Raw genomic sequence first — 24,445 nt, 5'->3', positions numbered from 1 at the left:
AGCTTTGCTTAATCGGATAAGCACCAGCTTCATGCACAGAGATCGTCGACTTACAGCAGTTTGTCTGGGGTTATAGGTAACTCCCGGATGCGTTTGCCCGTGGCATTGAAAATGGCGTTGGCAACGGCGGCTGCTACGCCAACAATACCGACTTCGCCAATGCCTTTCACGCCTAATTTGTTGGAAAGGGTATCTTCTTCGCGGATGAAGATGGCTTCCATCGTACCAATATCCAGGTTGGCCGGTACGTGATAATCGGCCAATGAACGCGTGACAAAGTTACCCCAGCGCGGATCAACGATTGATTCTTCGGTGAGCGCCATACCGATTCCCCAGATATTTCCGCCAATGATCTGCGAACGGGCCGTTTTGGGATTCAGGATTTTGCCCGCGCCCGTAACGGCCAGAAAGCGGGAAACCCTGACCATACCCGTCCATTTATTGACCCGTACTTCCGCAAAATTGGCGTTGAAGCTATGCGCTGAGTAGTCTTCGGCATTGTCAGGCGCTTTCGACTCCACGCGAGTTTGATACGTGCTGACCTTTTCGGAAATCATCAACTGAGAAGCCGTAGGGCGGGCGAAATACTGTTTGCCTGATCGGGCGATCAGCTCATCAGTAATCTTTATGCAGGCATCATTGACCACATTGGCATAACTGGTTGCGCCCACTGAACCCACCGAACCAGCGGCTGGCGGCAAATCGGAGTCGCCGATCTTGACGCTTATTTTCGACAAGGGCAGGTCCAGCGCATCGGCAGCCGTTTGGGCCAGAATGGTGTATGTTCCCGTTCCCAGGTCGGCAGCCGCCAGTTCGACACTTGCCGTAATGTCGCTCCCTTCCCGTTTTAGTTTCACGATGGCGGAGCTTGGTCGCTGGTGAGCCGGGTAGGTTCCGCAGGCTACGCCGTAACCAATCAGGTAATCGCCCTGCTGGTTCTGGCGGGGCTCCGGCTTCCGTTTTTCCCACCCAAAAGCTTTCGCGCCTTCTTTCAGGCATTCAACCGCTTTGCGCGAAGACCAGGGCTTGCCGCTGGACGGATCGCGTTCCGGCTCGTTTTTCAGGCGCAGCTCGATAGGGTCCATCTTTAGCTTATAGGCCAGTTCATCCATCGCCGATTCAAGCGCGAAGCTTCCCGTCGATTTCCCCGGACCGCGCGTGTAGGTCGGCAAAATCAGGTTCATCGGCACAACCCGGTAGCTGATGAGCGAGTTGGGGACGTCGTACATAACTTTCGAGCAATCTCCGCAAGGCTCCACAAACTCATCGTTTATGGCAGCGTGCGTCGTGATCTGATGCGAGAGCGCGGTCAATTTGCCATCTTTCGTAGCGGCCAGGCTCACTTTCTGAAAATTTCGTTGCCGCAGCCCGACTGAATTGACCATTTGCTGACGGGTAAGGGCCAGCTTTACGGGCCGATTGACGGCCTTTGCCGCAACGGCAGCCAGCACCAGATTTGCCCACTGACCACCTTTGGAACCAAATCCGCCCCCGATATACGGCGAAACGATCCGAACGTTTTCGGGTTTGATGCCCAGCGTGGCGGCCGCTGCACTTTGAGCTCCGTTGACAATTTGCGAGCTATTGTACAAGGTCACATGGTCGCCGTTCCATTCGGCAATCGTAGCGTGGGGTTCCAGCGGATGATGGTGTTCGATTGGTGTCGCGTACACTTCTTCAACCTTGTAATCGGCCGAGTTCAGGGCCGACTGGGTATCTCCCCGTTTTTCTTCTTTGGGGTCTTTGGCGGGTACAGCCTGTTTCGCCAGCTTGTCAAAGTCGACATTTGGCGTTGACTTCGTGTAGTTTACATTAATCAGATGCGACGCATGCCGGGCCTGTTCGAACGTTTCGGCAACGACCAGACCAATATGCTGTCCATAAAACTCGATGGTTGGGCTCTGGAGCATGGCACCGCCCCGAAGGCCACCCTTCACGTTGAGTTTCGGAGCATTCATGTGGGTGATTACAGCCAGAACGCCCGGCGCTTTTTCGGCCTCCGTCACGTCCATAGACGCAATGGATCCGGCTGCAATCGTGCTCTTGAACAGAACGGCATAGGCAACGTTCTTCACGGGATGATCGGTCGAGTAATCGGCTTTGCCAGTCACTTTCAGAATCCCATCTATACGGCTGACCGGCGTGCCGGTTAGTTTGTTTCTTTCCTGCATGGCAATGATTTTTTACGGACGTTAGGCCTTATTGCCTTCCAGGGCGAGTTGGAGAGCGTTCACAATACTCCGGTTGCCTAAGTCAACTTTGAATTTGTTATGAGCCAACGGCTTCGCATTCGCCATTTCGGCATCGGCTGCCAACTTGAAATTCGCTTCTGTCGCTTCTTTGCCAACCAGCATTTTTTCAGCGGTAAACGCTCGCCAGGGTTTGTGGGCAACACCACCCATGGCAATCCGGGCCTGAACGATCCGGCCGCCGGGCCGCGACGAATCTATTTCCAGAGCTGCAGCCACTGAAACCAGCGCAAACGCATACGAAGCCCGATCACGAACTTTCAGGTAGTAGGAGTGATTGGCCAGGGTTGTTTTGGGTAATTCGATGGCCGTAATCAACTCATCATGGTTCAGGTTGGTATCTTTCTCCGGCGAATCACCAGGGAGTCGATGGAAATCGGCAAAGTTGATCGTCCGTTCCTGACCATCTGCCTTTTTAACACGAACAACGGCATCCAGTGCGGCCAGCGCAACGGCCATATCGGAGGGATGAACGGCGACGCATTTCTCGGACCAGCCAAAGATGGCGTGTAGCCGGTTAACGCCCTCCAGCGCTCCACAGCCACTTCCCGGTTCGCGTTTATTGCAGGGCATGGCGACATCATAGAAATACGGGCAGCGGGTTCGTTGCAGCAGATTACCGCCGTTGGTTGCCATATTTCTGATCTGACCGGATGCTCCCGCCAGAATCGCCTGGGTGAGCAACGGATAGTTTTCACGAATCAGCGGGTGATTGGCTGCATCCGTATTCTTGCCCAGGCTACCAAGAGAAACACCGCCGTGATTGGCTCCAGATGGAATAGACTTGATCTGCGTCAGGGATAGTCGCGTAATGTCGATCAGCTCGTCGGGGCGTTCGACATCCTCCTTCATCAGGTCCAGCAGGTTCGTGCCGCCCGCCAGAAATCGGGCATTTGGGTTCACCGTCAGAAGCTTCACCGCCGAGGTAGCATCTTTGGCGTTGGTATATTTAAAGGGTCTCATGGGGTGCTGTGAGTGAGGGGTTAGCCGACAAATTGCCAGATCTGTTCAACGGGTTTTCCGCTGTGTACTTCCTGAATGGCGGCCACGATATTGGGGTAGGCACCACAGCGGCACAGGTTGCCCGACATTCGCTCCCGTATCTCTTCGGTCGATAGCTGAACCGGCCCCGCTTTCTTTCGAACGTCTTTCGTCACATAACTGGCGTCCCCGTTTTTGGCTTCGTCCATCAGCGCCACCGCCGAGCAGATTTGTCCGGGTGTACAGAATCCGCACTGGAAGCCATCGTGTTTCAGGAAAGCGGCCTGTACTGGATGCAGTTGATTGCCCTGTGCAATGCCTTCGATCGTTTTGACCGTCTTTCCCTCGCAGCTTGCCGCCAGGGTAAGGCAGGACAACACGCGCCGACCGTCGACGATAACCGTACAGGCCCCGCACTGGCCGTGGTCGCAGCCTTTTTTGGAGCCAGTCAGGCCAAGTCGTTCCCGCAGGGTATCCAGCAAGGTCATTCGGGAGTCGACCATCAGCTTTCGGGCTTCACCATTGACCTTGAAGGATACATTGACGCCGTTTTCCAGCGTTGCCGGTACCTGATCGACCAATGGGCCGTTCAGGGGGCGGGTTAACACCTGCTCGGCAACGGCTGACTGGGCCGCCAGAATGCCACCGCCCGCCAGGGTCATGAGTTTTAAAAAATGACGCCTGTTTACGCCTGTATCGAGAATCTCGTTTAGATCCTCTGGCATCAGCTCTTCAAATAGCTTTTTTTCGTCCTCGGTCAATTGAGGCACTTGCTTGTCTTCCTTCATGGACGTCTCGGAGAGATACCGGGTTTGACTGTAAAAGGCTTGTAAATACTATACAACCTATAAGGTTTTAGAAACCTTATAGGTTTACTTTGGGGTCTACAGGCGGTGATCTCACTGCCCACTTGGCGAATAGCTTAGCTGTTGATTAATTTTTGTCCGTGCTTTTCAGGGCCCAGAAGACCAATACAGGCTGGAAGAATAAACGAACGAACCGTTTGGCATCGGTATCCAGACCAGATGCGCTCCGCCGATTAGCGAATTGAGCAATGTTGCCAGGAAAAACCGCTGTGAAGAACGCAGCCGCTACTTTCCCCACCGTTTCCTGATATTTTTCATTGGTCAACACCAGACTACTGCCCAGCGCAATTTCGGCCACACCAGAATACAGCACTGTGTCGTCTTTCTTCAACGGGATAACATCGGGTACCTGCGCTTTGAATGCCTTCCGGGCAAATGTCAGGTGGCTCACACCAGCAAAGATCAACGTACCCCCTAAAAAAATTCTGGCTATCTTTTTTGCCGTTTTATCGTCCATTTTTTCTTTGGTTTACACTCAATCAACCCTCAACACGACTGCGTTTATACCAGGGCTTAGCGCTTGATGGATACTGTTTATACTTGTTTGTAGTAACTGTTTGTGTCGTCTCAGGGTTTAGGCGCTTTTTGTGTAAATTAATTCGCAAGGCATTATGGCGCCTTTGTGAGGCCAACTTCTCAAATCAGACCTTGTGCGGTTTCTCAAACCTGCCTGCACAAAGACCTCAACTTCTTGATAAATGGAAAAATAGACGGGTGAAGAGAGCCAAGTAAAGGCGTCAGCAGGAAGGGGAAATTGGTTCCGTATAGATTTGACGGCTGCTGAACGGGCATAAAAAAAGCTCCACGAGTAGGAACCCTGGAGCAGAAGAAACGTAACAGCTATAAAACGGGCGTATAAGCGCTTTATTGTGTGGTCTGAAACAGGATAGCTCTTATTTATCTATTTTTTTTACGACCCGTTCAGGCATTTATTCCCAAAAGTATCAGCGATTGACTCATTTGTGACAGGGCTTCCTCTGCTGTGTGCCGACCTTTGATCTATCAAAACAGATCATTAATCACAAAACACATAGATCATGAAAGCGCTCATTAATCCCCTCGTCATTGCCTTTTCCTTAACCATCGCTACGTTCCAGGCTTCATTTGCTGATACCAATCCTGGGGGACGCCCTGCCACGGTGGCCAGCTACAAAACGGGAATGTACACCACCGCAGAAGGCAAACTTCAAATCGCCGTCGATAAAGAAGCGACGGGTGCGGTCGATATTCAACTGGTGAATGCAGCCGGTAAAGTGTTGTTTGCTCAACGGGTCGCCAAAAAAGAAACGGTGGCTCGTCTTCGCCTGACGTTGAGTGATTTACCCGACGGCGATTACAAAGTTCAAATGAACAACGGAGTAGAGTTGACGACCTATTCGGTGACGTTGTCTACCCCGCAGCCCAGCGCCCCCAGTCGCCAGATCGCCATCAACTAAGTAAGTTTCCACCTATCCTACACTGGAGAAAAGCAGTCATTCGAACGAGTGGCTGCTTTCTTTTGGTCGATAGCTTATCTGGGCAACAGTTGAACGACGACTCGCCTGCTGATTGTTTTTATGGCCTTCGGATCATTGGCGGACGCCTGTTTGTCGGGCCCTTCCCACTGGGTTTTAATCTGATTGGCCGATGCCCCATGCTGCTTAAGATACTGTTCAACCGCTTTGGCCCGGCGTTCCGCTAGAGCCATGTTCAAGTCACGCTTGCCTACATCGTCGGTGTAACCCGTCACGGTAGCGATCAGGGTTGGCTTCGCACCCAACTGCTGCGCTATCGAATCCAGCATCGTTTTGACATTGGGCCGTAGCTGAGGGCTACTCTGATCGAAATACAAGATGGTAATACTCAGCGGAAGATCGGAGTTTACCTGGGTCTGAGCTCGTACCCCAGCCGGTACGCAAGTGACCAATAACAGGAAGAACAGGCAGGTGATTAAGTTCAACCCGCATTTAGTTCGTGTATGCATACATGAAGGGTTCGGCAACGTTATTAGTTGGTTCCGCCGGTTGATAACGAGCATACCGATGGGTAGGTTTACCGAATTGGACCAAAGCCCGCTACTATTTTATGGCCATTCTCTCTGTTGATGAAACGATAGGAGTAGGTAGCCGGTACGGATACTTCGTTTTGATGTGACCGGCTGATCGGCTATATTCAGCCTCGTATCATTGGGAGCCTTTCGCATCGACGCTCTGGCAACAGAACGACCCATTCCTTCAATTGGGCTCGTACGACAACTTATGAACAGAAACGTAGTGCGCTTTGCTATTCTTTTAGGGTTGCTGACGGGTCGGGTTGTCGCGCAAAAAAGGTTATCGGCAGACCCACGGTTGCAATGGTGGCAGGATAGTCGGCTGAGTCTTTTTGTGCATTGGGGACCTGTTTCGCGAATTGGTCAGGAAATTAGCTGGTCGCGGCAGGAATATGGACCCGCCCGGTACGACTCGCTCTACCGACAGTTCAATCCGACTCGTTTTAATGCCCGGGAATGGGTCAGGCTTGCCAAAGCCAATGGGTTCCGGCAGATCGTACTAACGGCCAAGCACCACGATGGCTTTTGCCTGTGGGATACAAAGACAACGACCTACAATAGTAGGTCAGCTCCCTTTGGCCGCGATGTGTGTAAAGAACTGGCCGAAGCCGCTCATCAGGAGGGGCTGCCCATTGGCTGGTATTTTTCGGTAGGAGACTGGAAAGACCCCGATTGCCGGAACCCGGCTACCAATGAGCAGTTTGTCCGGCGAATGCTGACTCAAGTGCGTGAGCTGTTGACAAACTACGGAAAGATAAGTTTGCTCTGGATCGATTACGATGGCTGGACCAGTCCGGTACATCCCCGCAAGGTGTATGAGCTGGCTCGCCGTTTACAACCGGCTATGCTGATCAACAACCGGCTCGAACCGTTCAGTCCCGACGAATCACACGCCCGTGTTGGCCCTTATTCCGACTATGCTACCCCCGAAGGATTCGTGGCAGGCTACGGAACCGTGCCCTGGGAAACCTGTACCAACATGGGCCATCAGTGGGCCTGGAAGTTTGGCGACTCACCCCGCCCGCTTCCCGAGTGTATGCAAACGCTGCTGCGGTGCATTGGGGGCAATGGTAATCTGCTGTTTAACATGGGCCCCGACAGTACGGGCGTTTTTCCGACTTCGTTCGTTGAGCGTACCAACGAGATGGGCACCTGGATCCGTAAGCATGCTCCGGCAATTTACAAAACGAGAGGAGGGCCCTATACGCCAGCTAAAGACTACGTAAGTGTGTACCGGGGCAACACGGTATACCTGTACCTTTTTCCCGAAGCGCCGACAGAAATTCGCCTGCCCAAGCTGCCCGCAACGATAAAGAGCGCCCGTTTGCTGGATGGAACGCCCGTGTCGGTGCAACAGCAAGCCAACGAAGTTCGTGTCAGCGTACCCAATACGGGCCGAGATGCCGTGGCAACGGTTGTGGAACTGACGCTCGATAGGCCAGCGGCTTCGCTGGGGCCGATCAGGCCGTTTTCGAGTAGTCATGCGTTGTCTTACGGACGGAATGCCCGTGCTTCCAGCGCCGTCGGTAAATTTTTGCATGATCCTTCGGCCGCCGTTGATGATAACCCAAATACGGTCTGGAAAATGGGCCGCCGGACCGATGTTAACCTGGATCCTTTTTACGGTCGTAAAGCGCATTTTCTCTCAGATTCAGTAATTCATCTTTTTCAGCACGCGGGCTGGCTGGAAGTAGATCTGGGCAAGCCTCAAACCATTGATCGGTTAATGGTTAGTGAACAGGCATCGTCAACATCAGCCATTAAATCGTTTAAAATTCAGTACCAGAAAAAAGGACAATGGGTGACGGTGGCGCAGGATATTAAAATGGGAGACTGGTCGAAAACCATTGACCCGGTCAGGGCGCAAAAAATTCGCCTGCTCATCGAAGAGTCATCCGGCTATCCAGGCATCCGGGAGTTTCAGGTGTTTGGCGGAACTCAGTAACGCTTCGGCCAGACTGCCTATTACCTACATGTGAAGATCACCGTTAAGAGCATACGTCTAAAATCAGAGTATTATGAAGCGCCGAAAATCTCCTAAACTAGCTTTGGTGGCTGCTCCTCTGGCAGCCTTGTTTTTGTTCAACTCAGCCCGCAGCCTTGTTTTCGACCGAAACGACGCCATACCTCTTTGCGGCTACGGAACCGATGGCCGCATCGGTCCAATGGAAAATGGGAAGTTTATCGTGCCCCTGCCCGGTTGGGGAAACTACTCCTATACGATTACGACCACCAATGACAGTGCTCAGTTTTATTTCGACCAGGGCCTAACGATGTACTACAGCTACCACATGAAAGAAGCGATGGCTTCGTTTAAGGAAGCGGCTCGTCTGGACCCCGATTGCCCGATGGCCTGGTGGGGGCAGGCGCTGGCCGGAGGCCCTTACTACAATGCGGCTCATTTGTATACCGTTCCGGCAGACATGCCCGCTGTTCTAACCCGAATGAATGAAACGGCTTCGAAGGCCAATCCGAAGGAGAAAAAACTGATCCAGGTGATGAATACCCGCTATGCACCTGATACGGATTCTGACCGGAAAAAGCTCAATCAGGCGTATGCGTCGGCTACTCGACAACTGCTGTCCGAATTCAATGACCCGGATATCAAAATGCTCTACGTAGACGCTATCATGCTGATACACGCCTGGGATTTCTGGACGACTGAGGGAACGCCTAAACCCTGGACGCAAGAAGTGATGGACCTGTGTGAAGCTGTCCTCAAGGACCATCCCGATCATCCGGCGGCCCTGCATTATCAGATTCACCTGACCGAAGCCTCGCGAAAACCACAGGTGGCGCTGGCCAACGCTGACAAGCTCAAAACCGGGCTTCCGGGTGTAGCGCACATGGTACACATGGCGAGTCACGAATATCAGCGCAATGGCCTGTTTGCACAGGGCGTGACCGTCAATGATGAAGCGGATGTCAATCTGTTGCGGTATGATTCGCTGGCGTCTAATCTTAAACTGGTCAAACATTCACCCCATTATTTTGCCGTCCAGACGTATTGCGCTCTGACCGGAGGGATGTATGAAATCGGCTTGACCGATGCCCTCCGCTGCCGTAAATCAGTGTCGCCGACGCCCGAGAATACTTATGATCAATACCTGTATATGCTGCCCTCGCTAACGCTGGTCAGGCTGGGTAAGTGGAATGAGATTTTAGCGACGGAGAAACCCAACGAAACCTGGGGATATGCCAGCTTATTGGATCATTTCTCAAGAGGTATGGCGCTGGTCAGTACGGGAAAAATGGCGGAAGCAAAAAAAGAAAGTCAGCTTCTTCAGGAAAGGCTGAAAGACCCAATTCTTGAAAAACGGCGGATACCCTTCAATGCTCCGCTTCCGGTGGCCCAAATCGCCGATCATATTCTGACGTCGTCCATTCTGTTTGCGGAGAAGAAGCCCGGCCAGGCAGTGACCGGCCTTCAGCAGGCCGTTGCCCTGGAAGATCAATTGATCTATACCGAGCCTGCCGACTGGCCTTTACCCGTCCGGCAATTTCTGGGCGCCTACTTACTCCAGTTGAACAACGTGAAGGAGGCCGAAGCGGTGTATCGCCAGGATCTGGTGCATCATCCGGGCAATGGCTGGTCTTTGGTAGGGCTTCATAAAGCGCTGAGCCGTCAGCGTAAATCTGCTGAACTGACGAAGATTGAAACGGATTACCGATCGGCCTTTTCGAAAGCTGAGCGTATTCCCACGGCTTCGGTTTATTGATTTATGTGTAATCGCTGAACTGGTGCTTCCTTTATGGTTACTTGGCCGCGACCAGTCTGGTATTGAGATGAAGCTGCTCCTTGTGAAGGAGTAAGGTAATTGTTGGATAGGAAAATCCTGGCTTACGAACAGGGATGTGTCAACATCCGGTACATGGGCAGAGAGCTTGTAGATAGTCGCCCGTGATACAACAACAGCAAAGTATAAAATGCTTACGCATAATGGTTGGTTATTTATAAGTTCGAAAACTAGCACTGATTAAACAGTAAGACTGGCAGCCAGAAGCCCAGGCTATTGCTTATTGATAAATCAGTTTAAATAACAACTACTTTGCAGGTAGTAATTGTAGAATACCCCAAAGGTAGGGGTGATTAATTTAGAAAAACAAGCATACAGGTTAAAGAAATTTTAAATAAGCTCATAACCAGCTACTTATCTTATTGATTTGAGGTGTGTGCTGTCGTTTTGTATCCTTGATGAAATGATAAGGCAGATTTTTGTGTACTAGGCTGTCAAGTTGGGTTGTACATATATGATTAAATCCCAATGTGTGTATGTGGTGACAATGCCTAGTAATAAATAGTCAATTAGTGAGAAAAAGGTACCATTAGTATATATTTATTTGTATTTAGTAATTAAATTTTTTTATTTGTGGCTTTGTCTCACATGTGTAAGTCAGAAGTACATCAAGTTCACTCAATTTATAATGGGAAAAATTATACAACTGGTTAAACAATTAATGGGTGTACACCCGCAACAAGGAATCAAACCACTTTCCCGGTTAATTTATCTGGGTTCTTTGTACAATGGCTACCATATCCCCGAGTCTTTTATCACGAAAGAGTCAATTTGTTATTGTGTAGGTGCCGGAGCCGATATTTCCTTTGATGCGGAGCTTAAGATGAGGTATGATGCCCGGATATTTATTTTCGACCCTACTCCCGAAGGTATCGATCACTTCGCCTTGGTTAAGGAATACGCGGAAAAAGGGTATCTGCTGACCATTCATAATGTTGCACCTTACAGCAAAGGGGCGTATACCTACCAGCTTACCCCAGAAGAAGTACAGGAAATAACATTCGTTGAAGTTGGCGTTTGGGATCAGAAAACAACCCTGAAATTCTTTGCGCCCGAAAAAGATAATTACATATCCCGTTCGGTCTATCTCTTCAAAGAATCAGGTGACTACCTAGAAGCACCAGTGGACCGATTAAGCAATCTGATGAAAACGCTTGGACATTCATCAATCGATTTGCTTAAATTAGAAATCGAAGGGGCTGAATACACCGTTATCGATACAATAATTGAGGATAAGCTTGATATTAAAGTGATCCTGGTAGAGTTCGATGAAGTGCATAATGCTACCGACAAACGGTTTCATTTCAGAATCAAAAAAACGTGCGATAAACTTAAAAAGGCGGGTTATGTACTCGTCCATTCGACGGAAAGCATGAAGCGTACATTTGTTCGGGAAGACGTTTATGAAAAGCTGGAAGCCGCTTATAAGTAGGTTTTACTTTGTCGCGCATTTTCTATCGTAATGTAAGGGTAAGACCACCCGGAGCAAATGTCCTGCCGCCTGACCAAAACCAACACACCCGCCGTTTGAAAACAGCTTATTTGCCAACAGTCATTGTCAGATGTAAACGCGCTTGCCTAGTCTGGGCGATGCTCCTGTCTGTTGTCTCCATGGCTGCCCAGGGACAACAAGCCGGTAGCCGAACGATTGTCACACCCAGAATGCGGGTGATTGTCGATAATGATTTTAGCGGAGATCCTGATGGCTTATTCCAGCTGGTTCATTTACTATTATCGCCTTCTGTCGACATAAGGGGTATTATTGGCTCACACCTCCGGGTCGGCGATGGGTTTGATAACTCGTCTGCTCAAGCCGACAATGCTGCTAAAAAAGCCCGCGAAGTTTTACAGATGATGGCTGTCAAAAGCCCTATTCCGGTGATTGCTGGCTCAAACACGGGTATGGTCAATGATACCACACCCGTACGAAGCGAAGCCGTCACGTTTATCATCAACGAAGCCTTGCGGACCGATACGCAGCTGCCGCTGTATGTTCTCTGCGGAGCCGGGCTGACCGAGATTGCCTCAGCCGTTCTGAAGGCTCCCCAGATTGCCGAGAAGCTGACGTTGATCTGGATCGGAGGCCCTGAATACACCGACCTGGCCCTTCCTCCACCCAACTACTCAACAGTTGAGTACAATCTGAACATTGATCTACCAGCAGCGAGGGCCATCTTTAACCGTACCCGATTGCCCATCTGGCAGGTACCCAGAAATGCGTATCGGCAAGCTTTATTGCCGTATTCGCTCCTGTTAACCAAAGTCAAGCCACGCGGAAAAGTGGGTGCTTACCTGTCTAGTACCCTTGAGGAGTTGATGACTCGCCTGCAACGCTATAAAATAGCCATCGGGGAAACATACATCCTGGGCGATAGCCCGCTGGTTTTGCTAACGGCTCTGCAATCGTCCTTCGAGGCCGATCCTTCCTCAAGTACGTATGCGCTCAAACTCGCCCCCCGAATCAACGCTCAGGGAGGATATGAATACAACCCGGCTGGACGCCCGATTCGAGTGTATTCACAGTTGGATATTCCGCTTATGTTTACGGACTTCTTCGCGAAGCTGGAACTCATGAATCCATAGTTAACGAGTGGTGTAATGCCACCGGTGTTGCTAACTGAATGCACAGGCTGGGTTTCGATGCCGATAAACAGAATTCATTCAACGACCAGCATCTACCAAAACATTTCCTTAACCCAGCCCGTTCAGCATAAAGCGTTGGGATAATTATTGACTTGACGTGAGGTTCATAACGATTACATTCATGCTATTTTGCAACATACGTGAGTAAATTAACTACTCGGCAAAAACGAAAATCCAGTCGACTTCCTGTCTTAGTTATCGAGGATAACGCTGACCAGTGGCTCATCATTCGGGCTGTCCTGAATCAGTGTTTCCCCGAAATAGAACCTATCTGGCTAAACCATTCCATGCAGGTACGATCGTATGTTGACGCTCAGGTAAGAGATAATGCAAGTCTGCCGTTGCTAATACTTATGGATTTGTATTTACCGACACGCTCAGATGGTCTGGATTTACTGGAGTTTATCAAGACCAACCCTGTTTATCGGAAGCTTCCGGTGGTGATGCTCAGCGCTTCGGCCGACCGCGAAGATATGGAATTGGCTTATAGCTTCAGCGTAGCTTCTTATCTGGTCAAACCTGGGAGCTTTCACGACTGGCTGAATTGTTTTTATACCTTCCGGCGCTATTGGTGGGACACGGTTTCACTGCCTCTGCGTTATGTTGGTTGAATGACATTCACGGCGTTGGCAACCAATGCCTGAAGGCGGAAGAACGCAATTTGGTAATCCTCTTCCTGCTCTTCTTCATAATAATCCAGCATCTTGGAGGCATATTGCCAGCCCTGTTCCTGCAGCAGATCAACGACCTCAATGATCAGAGGGTTGTCTGGGTCAGCTCTTAGTAGGCCTGTAAACAGCGTTTTTATTCCTACGAAGCTCACCATTAACGGGGCTGGACCATCCGTCGTTTTTATTCGTTGAAAGGCTTGATTTTCGGTGATAATCGTGGTAATCAGTGTTGTATTCATGAATCATAGTGTGGCTTTTCAGCGCCCGGAAACGGAGTAGATAAGCAAGAAGCAGTTTCTGCATTCAATGGAAAGCCATCCCGATCCGTTCTATCAGGCAAATTTTTGACAAGAACCGCTCATTTTTCCAGTAAGCCAATTATAATGTGTTAATTGGTACTTAAAATAAACTGATGGCTTAAATAAGTTGATTAACTGCTAACCTGCATCGCTCGCTTATGACCAATACGAATCCATCTCGTCGCACGTTTCTGATGGCCTCACTGGGTCTTACCGTTGTTGGGGCCGCTAAATCCGCAAGTCCTCCGGTGCTTACGGTTGGTCAGGTCATCGATCGTGTCAAAGCCAACGTAGGTATTCCATGGCGCGAACAAACCGTTGATAATCTGATTGCAGGTACACCGGAACTACCCGTCAAGGGAGTTGCCGTCACCATGATGGCTACCCTGGATGTGCTGCAGCGAGCCGCCAGCAAAGGCCTTAACATGGTCATCACACATGAGCCAACTTATTATTCTCATCAGGATCGTACGGAGCCTGTTCAACAGGATTCGCTCTATCAGCTAAAGCGCGATTTCATCCAGCAGAAAGGCATGGCTGTCTTTCATTTCCACGACCACTGGCACGGCCGTCGGCCGGATGGTATCGCCACGGGAATGATTCGTGAACTGGGCTGGGAGACCAACAACGATTCGCAAAACCCCCGGTTGTTTACCTTTCCGGAAACCTCACTGGCTCGCTTTGCGCAGGGTATGAGCACGAAATTAGGGATTCGGACCATGCGGGTAATTGGCGATCCTCAGATGCCCATCAGGCGAGTTATGGCCAGTTGGGGCAATGTTAGTCTGATGCCGGGGGTTCCCTATCTGGCGCAGGCCGATGTGCTGGTGGTGGGAGAGACGCACGAGTGGGAACTGGTCGAGTATGTGCAGGACGCCATCACGTCTGGTCAGAAGAAGGCCCTAATCATCCTGGGCCATCTGATTTCTGAGCAAGCTGGTATGAAATACTGTGCCGAATGGCTGAAAGGGTTCATCGCGGAAACTCCGGTTGAGTTCATCGCAGCGACCGAACCTTACTGGCGTCCCGATCAGCCGCGTAAATAGCGCGTCATCGATGTTCCTTTGGCCTGTCGGCAGGCGCTGTATCAGGTCTATCGGCTGGAATCGATTTTCTAAAAAATGACATTTGCCAGATGCCACCTGGAAAGGGTTAACCAAGCGAATGGACAGGTTATTATTCCGTTGGGGTCGGGGGTGTATGCTTTGACAGTTAACCCGTAGGTGCGAAGTCCTGCCAGTGGTTTCTAAATAAAATTTCTCTCAGGAAAGTCAATGTACTTTCCTGAGAGAGAGGATTTAAGTGATTATGCCTGGTTCATCAGGGCAAACGCTTCATTGGGAGCCGTCAAATAAAACGCTCTGAATTCGGCCGTTTGACCGATCTTGATTTCATATTCGTCCCGCTCAATGGCGTCTATCAGACCTTGGGCAACCTCCATTGGAGGAATGCCGTTCTGCTCCCCGCCAATTTCTTTTGAAAATTCGGTGTTGACCAGCGGTGGCATCAACTCAAAAACCTTGATCGATGTGTCTTTGGCCAACGTGTGCCGAAGTGAGAGCGTATACGAGTGAACTGCCGCCTTACTGTCTGAATAAGAGGGCAGTTGGACCGACGGTGCAAAAGCAAGAATGGACGTTACATTTACAATGGCCGCTTCCGGTTGGGCTTTCAGGAGGGGAAGAAAACCTTCGGTCAGACGGATCAGCGAAAAATAATTGGTCGCAAATTCGGCTGTCGATTTTTCAAAAGCGCCCGCGTTTTCAGCATGGGTATAAACAAAAGCACGGCCGGCATTATTGATGAGCACACTCAATGTCGGGAACTCCGCAGACACCCGTTGGATCAACTGGTCGACATCGTCTTCGTCGGTAATGTCGCAGCGAATCGATACCGTATTGGGCAACTTCCCGGCCGCTGCCTGGAGTGTGCTTTCAGTTCGGCCGATAAGAATGACCTTATTGCCCTGAGCACTCAGCTGTTTCGCCACTTCGAACCCGATTCCCGATCCGCCACCTGTAATCAATACTGTTTTGTTTGAAATGTTCATGTTGCAAAATGAATTATGTACTACGTTTGTATATTGTATCGACCGATACAATATGGGTTAAAAAAAAGCCTACTCAAAGACTTTTAAACTGAAATCGATCATTGCCTTCAGTTTCGATATATCCTTTTCGATAAATTTAGTTGTATTCAATCCGGTCCATAAATTCAGGAGGTAAATCTTCCACAACTCATCTGGTATTTTCGGATTGATCCGTCCAGCATTCTTGGCCCGTACTAATGCCTGATAGAAGGCATCCGAGACGGTGTCGAGATTTTTTATAGCTGCTTGTTTGAGTTCGTTGTCGTCGGCCTGGAAAAGCGTATTGCTGAAATAGCAACCAAACTGACCAAACAGACCTTCCGGATCGGCCAGGACGTAATAATACTGCCGGATGGCTTCTATGGGATTATCCAGGGTGTCAAGCAGGGCTAAAAAGTCTTTTGGATAAACAGAAAAAAAGCGGTGCATCGACTTGCTGAACAACTCCTGCTTTCCCCCCTTATAGGCCAGATAAAAGCTACCCATGCCAATGCCCATTGCTTTCTGTAAATCTCTGGAAGACGCGTTGTCATAGCCTTTTTCCCAAAATACCCTGATGGCCGCATCCAGAGCGGCTTCTTCATCATATATTTTCTGCCTTCCTGCCATGACACACGTTGATTTTTGCTACTAAACTAAGGCAAATATATGTATTGTATCAATCGATACAATATTAATTAACTTTTTATTTTTCTACCCTACAAAGCGGTCCTGGCTGTTGTATACCCCCAGTCTTACGATAAGTCCACGAAAACGCCCGTCCATAATTGCGCGATGCGAAAGATAAATTCCGGGTCATCCATCGTTTTTACCCGTGTAAGACCGTTGTTGTAGAACGAGCGCAGACGGTACATCATCGTGCATAAGTATATATGAATTTATTACAAAATAGTGCCTTCATCGCCCTGGCTGGCTGGCTGATGATCGGTTTGGGGATAATGGCATCATTTCCTGAAGAAAACGTGGGCCTTAAGCCCTCTGCGCACGCAATGAGTGTCGTGCAAAGGGCTGACCTTCCTAGCGAGAAGGAGGCCATTCTGGTTGCCACCAACCAGCAGCGAGTCCGTCGAGGTTTACCTGCCCTGAAGCAGGACTCTAAGTTGATGCAGGCGGCTCAGCAATACGCCGAACTGATGGCCGCCAAAGACCAGATGAGCCACACGCTGAACGGGCTGAGTTTGGTCGATAAAGCTAACCGCGTTGGTTATTCATTTCGGCAGCTGAGTGAAAATATTGCCCTCAACACTCGCCTGGATGGCCGGTTTGTGGTAGTCGACCAGTGGATGGAGTCGAAAGGGCACCGAAAAAACATATTGACCAGCGGCATCACGGATATCGGCATTGGTATTGCCGGCCCTAGCAAGCAGAATCGTTATTATTACTGCCAGTTATTCGGTGCTCAGCTATAAAAGTTGATCTGTTCGCTGACGGATAAAAACGTCCTGGCCCCACACGATTACACGTAATGGAAGCTGTAAAGACTGCCAAACGGGCGTTGTTGGCCCTGCGGCCATAAGTAGCTTTATCGAGTCTACTGCTTGATTGAGTTAGTAAAGCGGACCGGCAGATAGCCTGCCCAGGCTACCGAATCCAAGCAACATTAATTACTCAGGCGCTCCAGGTAACATCTGTAACATGACTAGTTTGAACCTACCCAAGTCTACTTTCCTCCGGCTGTTAGTCGTATTTATGATGTCGACAGACCTGATATCTTGTCCGGTAGTCGCCCAGGTTACGCACGATTCGCTGCGGATCGAGGGTCATTATCGGGTGTTTCACTTTAATCAGCCGTCGACCCCGCTCAATAAGCCTAGCCTTATTTTTGTATTGCATGGATCTGGCGGGGATGGCCAGGGGATGATGAAGGCAACGGGTAAGCTGGAACAACAGGCGAAGCAAGCCAATACGCTGGTTGTTTATCCCGATGGCTATAAGCGCTACTGGAACGAATGCCGAAAGTCGTCACCGGCGCAGGCCAACCGGGAAGATGTGAACGAGCAGGCTTTCTTTCAGGGAATGATTCAGTATTTCCATCAGCGCTACGCCGTCAATACCGATCATGTGTTTGTGGTCGGAACATCAGGGGGGGGCCACATGGCCTACAAACTGGCGCTGACGATGCCCCTGGCTTTTCGGGCCGTTACGGCCATCATTGCCAATCTGCCAGACAGCACGAACATGGATTGCGTTCCGACGGGTAAGCCAGTGGCCATCATGATTGTCAATGGTACCCAGGACCCAATCAACCCCTATCTCGGAGGTCGGGTCGTTTTAGGTAAGAACATGGACATGGGTGTGGTGCAGTCGACTGACCGCACGCTGGCCTATTGGGCTAGCCTGGCGCAGTATAAGGGCAAGCCCACAAAAGAGACGCTGCCTGACGTTGACCCGCAGGACGGTAAAACAATTGAACGGTACACGTATCAGGCAGCAGGGAAACCGGACGTCGTTCTGCTAAAGGTGATCGGTGGCAAACACGACTATCCCAACGATCTGGATGTGCATGTAGAGGCACTGACGTTCTTCATGCATCAGATTCATCCGTAAAAGATCCACTGAAAACGACTGTCCGTCGTTACGCGGCTAAAAAGGGCGTGGTTCAGGCTTTTTGCTAAATTTCAGTAGCAGACAAAGGGTAAAATTAACATATACTGACTTTTAAGACTGGTAACAACTCAACTAGTCATTATTGGTCCGTTATGCCCCTGATGCGTATGAAAACACTACTTTTCTGTGGCCTCCTTCTGGCGGTTCTTTCTTGCAAAAAGACGGAGTCCGATACGGTGGAACCTGAATACAAGGATTGGTACACCGTCAAATCACCCATCGATCACGAGATTCAGGGCGTATGGGGTGATTACAATAAGACACTCTTAATTACAACGGGGGACCGCCTGTTTCGCTCAACGGATCAGGGAAAAAGCTGGCAACAGGTCTACCGACAGTCGATTGGTATGTTTGGCGTGGTTGAACACCGGGATACACTTTTTGCTCTGACTGGCCTACTCAATAATCGCTATTTGATACAGGCCAGTAACTATAGCATTGACGATGGTGAGACCTGGCAGCGGTATACGGGACGAAATCCTATTTTTGAGCCATCGTCGAATAGCTCGACAAGTGCTTTCTCTATTGATCCGGTTACGGCCTCCACGGGTGCAACCTACCGAATCAATCAGGTCTTTTTGGACGGCCCAACGGCCACAACGGGTGCGTTTGAGACACCTGGCGTCATTACCTCTGCTGGTCGCCGAATTGACCTGCCCCAACTTCACCAACTGCATAGTTTATACTTCGATAAGCAGGAGCGACTCTATATTGCCGGTACCGACGCCGTTTGTGGACGGGGTAAGAACTTCGCCTTCTGCAATAGCCAGAATGGACGGGGAGTTGTCTACATCTCAAAGAAACCCTTGCCTTAATAAACAGGAAACTCATTCCGTCAGGAACAGAAAAGCCGCGTCAGGAGCGATCCGACGCGGCTTTTCTGCATTCGAGTACACAATCATTACGGCTGGCCGCCCCCGCCGGCAGCTCCGTACACCTGGCCTGTCGCATAACTGCCATCATTAGCGGCCAGTTGAACATAAATCGACGCCAGTTCGGCTGGTTGCCCGGGACGACCCAGGGGCGTATTGCCACCAAAGGTTTTTAGTTTTTCCTGTGTAGCTCCGCCACTGGGTTGTAAGGGCGTCCAGATGGGCCCCGGCGCTACGCCATTGACCCGAATTCCCTTTGGGCCAAGCTGTTTCGCCAGCGATTTTACATAATTCATTGTAGCCGCTTTGGTCTGGGCATAGTCGTATAAGTTCGGCGACGGATCATAAGCCTGTTCGGACGTAGTGCCAATGATAGACGAGCCAGCGGGCATATGCGGCAAGGCCGCTTTGATGATCCAGAAGGGAGCGTAAATATTGGTTTTGATGGTTGCGTCGAAATCTTCCGAAGAGACATCCAGAATGGATTCACGGCTTTGTTGCCGGGCTGCATTACTAACCAGAATATCCAGACCGCCCAATCCTTTTACGGCTTCGTCGACCAATCGTTTGCAAAAAGCTTCATCCCGAATATCGCCTGGTATGGCGATGGCTTTTCGGCCTTCCTTCTTGATCAAATCGATTACCTCCCGGGCATCGGGTTCTTCAGCCGGCAGGTAGTTGATGGCTACATCGGCACCTTCGCGGGCGTAGGCAATAGCCGCAGCACGGCCCATTCCCGAGTCTCCGCCGGTGATCAGCGCTTTCCGGCCCTGTAAACGCCCCGACCCTTTGTAGCTGGTTTCGCCATGATCGGGGCGAGGGTCCATTTTGCTGGCCAGTCCCGGCCAGGGTTGCGGCTGGGCTTTAAAAGGTGGCTTCGGATATTTGGTAGTTGGATCGACAAGGGCGGCTGGCGCAGCCGCCTGAGGGTCTTGTCCCGGCAAAGAAGTGGCAAATGCTGGCGTAGTAGCGCCTACGACAGTGGCGGCCAAACCGCTGCTGATTCCGCCAATGACCTGGCGTCTGCTTACTGGATGATCGTTAATCATGGTTGTATTTTGTCGTTGAGTAAATGTTTATCGTACTAAACTATATTTCCTATAGAATAGAGGTTAAACTAGTCGTGCGAGACGAAGGTTAGATTTTACGCACATTTTATTTAGCCGTTGCGCAGTGGATCATACAAACTCTTTTAACTCCGTTGATACGTATTGTCCACTCTGGTCTGAATGAATAATACGTATCAACGGCAGGTTGCCGTATCGGCCACGAACGACGTAGTGGAAGTATAACCATTCATCCGCTCTGGCGACCCGGCCAAACCAAATTGGGAGCCTTGGGCAGAGGCTGATCTAGTAATAAGTTTGGCCAATAGGCGCTTCCATGTGCTATCCGTCATTGAATAAACCTGATTGGTGGGGTTGACGGGTAGTAATACCCTCGTGCGATTGAGCGCGGGGTACCGGAACATTATTCAGCGGTCCAGATTGACAGCTGGCGTTTCTGCATTGGGTGCGTTGAGGGCGCAGAAGAATCAGGCCGATCTGCACCCGTTTAAGGTCGTCCACTTCTACCCGATAAATACCACTGGGGAGGCTGCACAGAGTAAGGTCGCCCGAACACCGGTATATCCGGTTGGAACCGACTCCTCGTGCAGCGCAAAACCATCGGGATTCAGTATGCGAAGGGTAACCGGAGGGTTCTGCAGCTTAACAGGACTGTAGGTTACAGTCGCCGGAGGTCACGCCGGAACCTCTTAATGAGATCCTTCTCCTTACGGGAGGTATCGTCGTGGGCTTCGGCAATCCGGATCAGAATATTGATAAACTGCTTTTTGGTGAGTTCTGTCAGGGCTTTCTGGTTATAAGTGAACCGACGCATGCCAAAGGCGTAAGCTTCTTCAACGCTCTCCCCGCTGCTTTCCCGCAGAAAAAACGCGTAGAGTGCCAGATCGCCGTGGGGCACACCCGCCAGGAGTTCTTTGCCGGTTTGCATTTCGGCCAGTTGAATCCGGCCATCTACTTTGGCCAGGGCATAGGCAACGCTGCCTAAGCCTAAGTATAGATCGGCCGTTCCATTTTCTGGCTCATTGGTTTCGGTAATTGTGTTGGTCGAGTCCATATCAGTTAATCGGGTTAGTTAGTGAAGGAATATCGGGCGTAAGGACCTTTAAATAGGTGAATGGAGCGTTTCACGGTTGTTTGTCCTGTTTAGGGATGATGGTAGTTAAGCAGTCGAATGCGCATCTGGTCGAGCTGGCGGTCGGCCTCCACTTTAGCCGCCAGCAGGGAGTCGTACTGAATGGTTTGTGCCTGATAGCGTTCGCAGAGCCTCTGCGTCTGGCTGCGTTGGCGAAACAGCCCGATCAGCGCAAGGCTGCACACTAATCCACAAAGCAGCCAGGGTATCTGCCGACACGTGCGGTACATGCGTTGCCGGGTCCATCGGTTGGAGCGGCTTGGCCGGGGCACCGGGTCCGGATCGGTAAAATCGAGTGTGTAGTGGTTCATGGCGAGGAAGAACAAACGGGACAGCCCATACGTAATAAGCCCAATAGCTGGTTTCGCTCTATAACCGGTAGGAATCATCGGTCGGCGTACCAACCTTGACGGTGACCAGCAGGGTAGTGGTGGTCACCTCTATTTACGATACCTTGCCCCTAACTGACCGGCTTTGTTGATACAAAATTGGTCTGCCTCTTTTAGAGCCGGATTAGGGTTGAATTAGAAAGTGATTAGAGAATAGGCCGGGCGTAGTTAGCGACCAAGGCCACTTAAGGATGGCGGCCCTGAGTTCCTGGTTTCGGTCGAATGTAGTTGGTATTAATTAACGGAGATGGTGGCAATATGCCGGATAATCCACTCAAAGCCAAGCTCTTATGTTTCTGGAAAAGCTCCCGCAGGAAACGAGAAACGACTAGGCAAACCAATAAGAGCTGGTTTGTGACCGCTCAGCTTTGGGGAAGTTCCAGCGAAAAGGTTGTACCCTGTACTGAGTCGGAGGAGACCGTCAGTCGGCCCCGGTGAATCTGCACGATGCGCTGGGTGAGTGATAAACCAATACCGTGTCCGGACACGGCCCGGCCATTCGTGCCTCGCCGGAAGGGTTTGAAAATGTCGGGCAGTTCGCTGGCTTCAATCGGCAGTCCATCGTTGTGGAACGTCAGTATGAGTGTATCGGGTCCGGCCGTAAGCCCAACGGCCACACTGTGTTCGGGCGAAAACTTACCCCCGTTTTCCATTAGGTTGAACAGCGCCGTGCGAAGCAGCGATTCACTACCCATTACCCGAAGGTCGGCGGGTTGCCCTTCCTGGTTGCCGAAACGTACCGTTATCGTGTAGTCCGGCCGCAGCCGAAGCAGGTCGGACCGGACCTGCCACACCAGTTCGTCGAGCGCAACCAGCCCCAGGGCCACGGCCGATTCATCCACGCTTAGGTTGGCTAAAGCCAGCAGGCCGTTGGTCAGCCGGTTCATGTCCCGTACGTCGTCCAGCACGGAATGCACCGTCGACCGTAACTCATCCAAACCCTCGTCGGTCAGCAGGGCTACCTCCAGCTGGCCCGTAATGGCTGTCAGGGGCGTGCGCAGTTCGTGCGACGCGTGCGAAACAAACATGCGCTGCTGCCGGAACGCTTCCTCGAGTCGGTCGAGCATTCGGTTGAATCGCCGGGCCAGTTGCGTGAGCTCGTCCGAATCGGTGCCTTCCGGGAGCCGTTGCTGCAACTGGGAAGCCGTGATAGTGTCAATCTGGGTAATAATCTGCCGGATGGGATGCAATGTACGACCGGCGTAGAAACGGCCCGCGCCGAATACGACCACGACAGCAAGTCCCCAGCCAATAACCAGCAGCAAGGCTAAATTACGCTGCTTGCTGAACCCGTACTTGTCCTCCGCCGAGGCCAGCACCACGAAGCGGTTGGGCGGTTCACCGAATCGGATGCCTACGATCTCGCGCTGGCCGATGCGCCAGCGTACCTCCTCCAAAAGCCGGATTTGGTCAAGCTGGCTTTTGGGTACCGACAGGTAGTCGGTACCACTCTCGTACACAATCTGATTGCGGTAGTTATAAATAATAATCTCCTCCTCATTCAGCACCGTCATGTGGTTCTTATCCAGCAGTTTGTACAACTGCCGACCGGTCGTATCTGGACCAAACAGCAGCTCGGCCGAAGCGAGCGCTTCGGCGTGCAGCCGCTGGTAGAATTCGCTGGCACGGTAGCGTTCGGCCACTACATAAATGGTAATGCAGAAGACCAGCAGCAGACCGGATACGATAGCTGTAAACAGCCCCGTCAGTCGGTTACGAAGAGTCATGGGCCAGTCGATTATTTTTCTTTCAGCACATAGCCGAAGCCAACTACGGTATGAATCAACTTGACCGGCGCGTCTTTATCGATCTTGTTGCGTAAGTAGTTCACATACACGTCGATGACGTTGGTGCCGGTATCGAAGCCAATGTCCCATACCTGCTCGGCAATATCCACCCGCGATACGACCCGCCCCTGGTTGCGCAACAGGTAGTCCAACAGGGCAAATTCGCGAGCTGTCAGGTCAATGGTTCTCCCTGCCCGCCGGGCTACCTTCTGGTGCAGATCCAGTTCCAGATCAGCCAGCCGCAGAATGGGCTGGACAGTTTCGGGTGGGGCCGTTCGGCGCAGCAAGGCCCGGACACGGGCCACCAACTCTAGGAAATCAAACGGCTTAGCTAAATAATCGTCAGCTCCGGCCTCAAAGCCCAGGAGTTTGTCGGTAGTCGAGTCGAGGGCCGTCAGCATAAGAATCGGCAGGTTCGTGTGGTGGGTGCGAATGTACTGGGCCAGTTCCAGGCCACTGATGACGGGCAGGTTGACATCCAGAATGATGAGATCGTACCGCTCGGCGCCAATCAGGCGTTTACCTTCCCGTCCATCGGTCGCCAGGGTAACCTCGAATCCCTGCATTTCCAGTCCCTTTCGGATAAACAGGGCCACTTTGGCTTCGTCTTCAACGACCAGCAGGCGGGGTTTGGGCGTGTTCATGAATGAATTATAGCGGTTATCGAAGAAATTTCCAGAGGAGTACTGAGCCTATTCCCTTTCATTAACAGGCTGGTAATTAATCTACGTTTTCTGGCAATCTACTGCTTTTTTCGGAAACAGGCCATCCGGGTTCCTCCTTACCACAAGCCCTACCCACTGTCAGCGATCGTGTAGGGTTAATTACTGCCATTCGTAAAGGGATTCATCCTGTGCCCAGGTTACATTCGGGTCGTCAATTTTATTACACCAGCTAAAGTTACCAGTTTTCTTATTCTAAGATATTGATAGTGAGGTAGTTATTTATTTACTTCTTTTTGTTGGTA

General features: G+C 51.0%; 24 protein-coding genes. 10 read left to right on the top strand and 14 right to left on the bottom strand.

The annotated features are described in order from the left end of the window. Nucleotides 1-50 precede the first annotated feature (50 nt). From ACYVAM_RS21690 to ACYVAM_RS21675, 4 genes are all read right to left on the bottom strand, one after another. On the bottom strand, nucleotides 51-2,171 hold the full coding sequence (locus ACYVAM_RS21690; protein WP_461070934.1) for a xanthine dehydrogenase family protein molybdopterin-binding subunit: 2,121 nt from the start codon (nucleotides 2,169-2,171) through the stop codon (nucleotides 51-53). Between the two features lie 21 nt (nucleotides 2,172-2,192). Further along, entirely contained in the window at nucleotides 2,193-3,212 is a 1,020-nt protein-coding gene (locus tag ACYVAM_RS21685) for an FAD binding domain-containing protein (RefSeq protein ID WP_461070932.1), read from the bottom strand. 20 nt (nucleotides 3,213-3,232) lie between these two features. Beyond that, entirely contained in the window at nucleotides 3,233-4,018 is a 786-nt protein-coding gene (locus tag ACYVAM_RS21680; RefSeq protein WP_461070930.1) for a 2Fe-2S iron-sulfur cluster-binding protein, read from the bottom strand. Between the two features lie 145 nt (nucleotides 4,019-4,163). After that, on the bottom strand, nucleotides 4,164-4,553 hold the full coding sequence (locus tag ACYVAM_RS21675) for a DoxX family protein (RefSeq protein ID WP_461070928.1): 390 nt from the start codon (nucleotides 4,551-4,553) through the stop codon (nucleotides 4,164-4,166). Between the two features lie 580 nt (nucleotides 4,554-5,133). On the opposite strand from ACYVAM_RS21675, the gene ACYVAM_RS21670 reads away from it, so the two are divergent. Then, nucleotides 5,134-5,532, top strand: coding sequence for a hypothetical protein (locus ACYVAM_RS21670; RefSeq protein WP_461070926.1), 399 nt, complete (start codon nucleotides 5,134-5,136; stop codon nucleotides 5,530-5,532). A 74-nt stretch (nucleotides 5,533-5,606) separates the two neighbouring features. Here the strand turns inward: ACYVAM_RS21670 and ACYVAM_RS21665 are convergent, their stop codons facing one another. Further along, entirely contained in the window at nucleotides 5,607-6,059 is a 453-nt protein-coding gene (locus ACYVAM_RS21665; protein ID WP_461070924.1) for an OmpA family protein, read from the bottom strand. A 274-nt stretch (nucleotides 6,060-6,333) separates the two neighbouring features. Between ACYVAM_RS21665 and ACYVAM_RS21660 the strand changes: the two genes are divergently transcribed. The 5 genes from ACYVAM_RS21660 to ACYVAM_RS21640 all read left to right on the top strand — a co-directional run bounded on the left by ACYVAM_RS21660 (nucleotide 6,334) and on the right by ACYVAM_RS21640 (nucleotide 13,176). Then, complete coding sequence (locus ACYVAM_RS21660; protein ID WP_461070922.1) at nucleotides 6,334-8,070, top strand: alpha-L-fucosidase; 1,737 nt, start codon at nucleotides 6,334-6,336, stop codon at nucleotides 8,068-8,070. A 73-nt stretch (nucleotides 8,071-8,143) separates the two neighbouring features. After that, nucleotides 8,144-9,844, top strand: coding sequence for a tetratricopeptide repeat protein (locus ACYVAM_RS21655; protein ID WP_461070920.1), 1,701 nt, complete (start codon nucleotides 8,144-8,146; stop codon nucleotides 9,842-9,844). Between the two features lie 706 nt (nucleotides 9,845-10,550). After that, nucleotides 10,551-11,354, top strand: a complete 804-nt coding sequence (locus tag ACYVAM_RS21650) for an FkbM family methyltransferase (protein ID WP_461070918.1) — start codon at nucleotides 10,551-10,553, stop codon at nucleotides 11,352-11,354. A 158-nt stretch (nucleotides 11,355-11,512) separates the two neighbouring features. Next, on the top strand, nucleotides 11,513-12,505 hold the full coding sequence (locus tag ACYVAM_RS21645) for a nucleoside hydrolase (RefSeq protein ID WP_461070916.1): 993 nt from the start codon (nucleotides 11,513-11,515) through the stop codon (nucleotides 12,503-12,505). A 200-nt stretch (nucleotides 12,506-12,705) separates the two neighbouring features. Next, complete coding sequence (locus ACYVAM_RS21640; RefSeq protein ID WP_461070914.1) at nucleotides 12,706-13,176, top strand: response regulator; 471 nt, start codon at nucleotides 12,706-12,708, stop codon at nucleotides 13,174-13,176. Here ACYVAM_RS21640 and ACYVAM_RS21635 read toward each other — a convergent pair. Further along, the gene (locus ACYVAM_RS21635; RefSeq protein WP_461070912.1) at nucleotides 13,164-13,475 is read right to left on the bottom strand and encodes a hypothetical protein; all 312 of its coding nucleotides are present in this window, start codon (nucleotides 13,473-13,475) and stop codon (nucleotides 13,164-13,166) included. The two genes, ACYVAM_RS21640 and ACYVAM_RS21635, sit on opposite strands and share 13 nt — an antisense overlap. 218 nt (nucleotides 13,476-13,693) lie before the next feature. On the opposite strand from ACYVAM_RS21635, the gene ACYVAM_RS21630 reads away from it, so the two are divergent. After that, nucleotides 13,694-14,581, top strand: a complete 888-nt coding sequence (locus ACYVAM_RS21630; RefSeq protein ID WP_461070910.1) for a Nif3-like dinuclear metal center hexameric protein — start codon at nucleotides 13,694-13,696, stop codon at nucleotides 14,579-14,581. A 260-nt stretch (nucleotides 14,582-14,841) separates the two neighbouring features. Here ACYVAM_RS21630 and ACYVAM_RS21625 read toward each other — a convergent pair whose 3' ends face one another. The 3 genes from ACYVAM_RS21625 to ACYVAM_RS21615 form a co-directional block, all read right to left on the bottom strand. Continuing rightward, complete coding sequence (locus ACYVAM_RS21625; RefSeq protein ID WP_461070908.1) at nucleotides 14,842-15,585, bottom strand: SDR family oxidoreductase; 744 nt, start codon at nucleotides 15,583-15,585, stop codon at nucleotides 14,842-14,844. 69 nt (nucleotides 15,586-15,654) lie between these two features. After that, entirely contained in the window at nucleotides 15,655-16,233 is a 579-nt protein-coding gene (locus ACYVAM_RS21620; protein ID WP_461070906.1) for a TetR/AcrR family transcriptional regulator, read from the bottom strand. Between the two features lie 125 nt (nucleotides 16,234-16,358). Next, a complete protein-coding gene (locus ACYVAM_RS21615) occupies nucleotides 16,359-16,481 on the bottom strand; it encodes a hypothetical protein (protein ID WP_461070904.1) in 123 nt (40 codons plus the stop codon). Between the two features lie 15 nt (nucleotides 16,482-16,496). Here ACYVAM_RS21615 and ACYVAM_RS21610 point away from each other — a divergent pair, with 15 nt between their 5' ends. From ACYVAM_RS21610 to ACYVAM_RS21600, 3 genes are all read left to right on the top strand, one after another. Next, complete coding sequence (locus ACYVAM_RS21610) at nucleotides 16,497-17,033, top strand: CAP domain-containing protein (RefSeq protein ID WP_461070902.1); 537 nt, start codon at nucleotides 16,497-16,499, stop codon at nucleotides 17,031-17,033. Between the two features lie 226 nt (nucleotides 17,034-17,259). Then, complete coding sequence (locus ACYVAM_RS21605) at nucleotides 17,260-18,171, top strand: CE1 family esterase (RefSeq protein ID WP_461070900.1); 912 nt, start codon at nucleotides 17,260-17,262, stop codon at nucleotides 18,169-18,171. Between the two features lie 167 nt (nucleotides 18,172-18,338). Beyond that, nucleotides 18,339-19,046 carry a beta propeller repeat protein gene (locus ACYVAM_RS21600; RefSeq protein WP_461070898.1) on the top strand — a complete coding sequence of 236 codons (708 nt, stop codon included), beginning with the start codon at nucleotides 18,339-18,341 and terminating at the stop codon, nucleotides 19,044-19,046. Between the two features lie 86 nt (nucleotides 19,047-19,132). Here the strand turns inward: ACYVAM_RS21600 and ACYVAM_RS21595 are convergent, their stop codons facing one another. The 5 genes from ACYVAM_RS21595 to ACYVAM_RS21575 form a co-directional block, all read right to left on the bottom strand. After that, nucleotides 19,133-20,152 (bottom strand): SDR family oxidoreductase, encoded by a 1,020-nt coding sequence (locus ACYVAM_RS21595; protein ID WP_461070896.1) that lies wholly within the window; start codon nucleotides 20,150-20,152, stop codon nucleotides 19,133-19,135. 676 nt (nucleotides 20,153-20,828) lie between these two features. Continuing rightward, nucleotides 20,829-21,224 carry a TerB family tellurite resistance protein gene (locus ACYVAM_RS21590; RefSeq protein ID WP_461070894.1) on the bottom strand — a complete coding sequence of 132 codons (396 nt, stop codon included), beginning with the start codon at nucleotides 21,222-21,224 and terminating at the stop codon, nucleotides 20,829-20,831. An 89-nt stretch (nucleotides 21,225-21,313) separates the two neighbouring features. Next, entirely contained in the window at nucleotides 21,314-21,613 is a 300-nt protein-coding gene (locus tag ACYVAM_RS21585; RefSeq protein WP_461070892.1) for a hypothetical protein, read from the bottom strand. Nucleotides 21,614-22,053: 440 nt separating this feature from the next. Beyond that, the gene (locus ACYVAM_RS21580) at nucleotides 22,054-23,418 is read right to left on the bottom strand and encodes a HAMP domain-containing sensor histidine kinase (protein WP_461070890.1); all 1,365 of its coding nucleotides are present in this window, start codon (nucleotides 23,416-23,418) and stop codon (nucleotides 22,054-22,056) included. An 11-nt stretch (nucleotides 23,419-23,429) separates the two neighbouring features. Next, nucleotides 23,430-24,122, bottom strand: a complete 693-nt coding sequence (locus tag ACYVAM_RS21575; RefSeq protein ID WP_461070888.1) for a response regulator transcription factor — start codon at nucleotides 24,120-24,122, stop codon at nucleotides 23,430-23,432. Between the last annotated feature and the right edge of the window lie 323 nt (nucleotides 24,123-24,445).

It is taken from the genome of Spirosoma horti (assembly GCF_054776595.1).
Note: the sequence above shows the minus strand (reverse complement) of the source record. Positions and strands in the feature narration are given on the sequence as shown.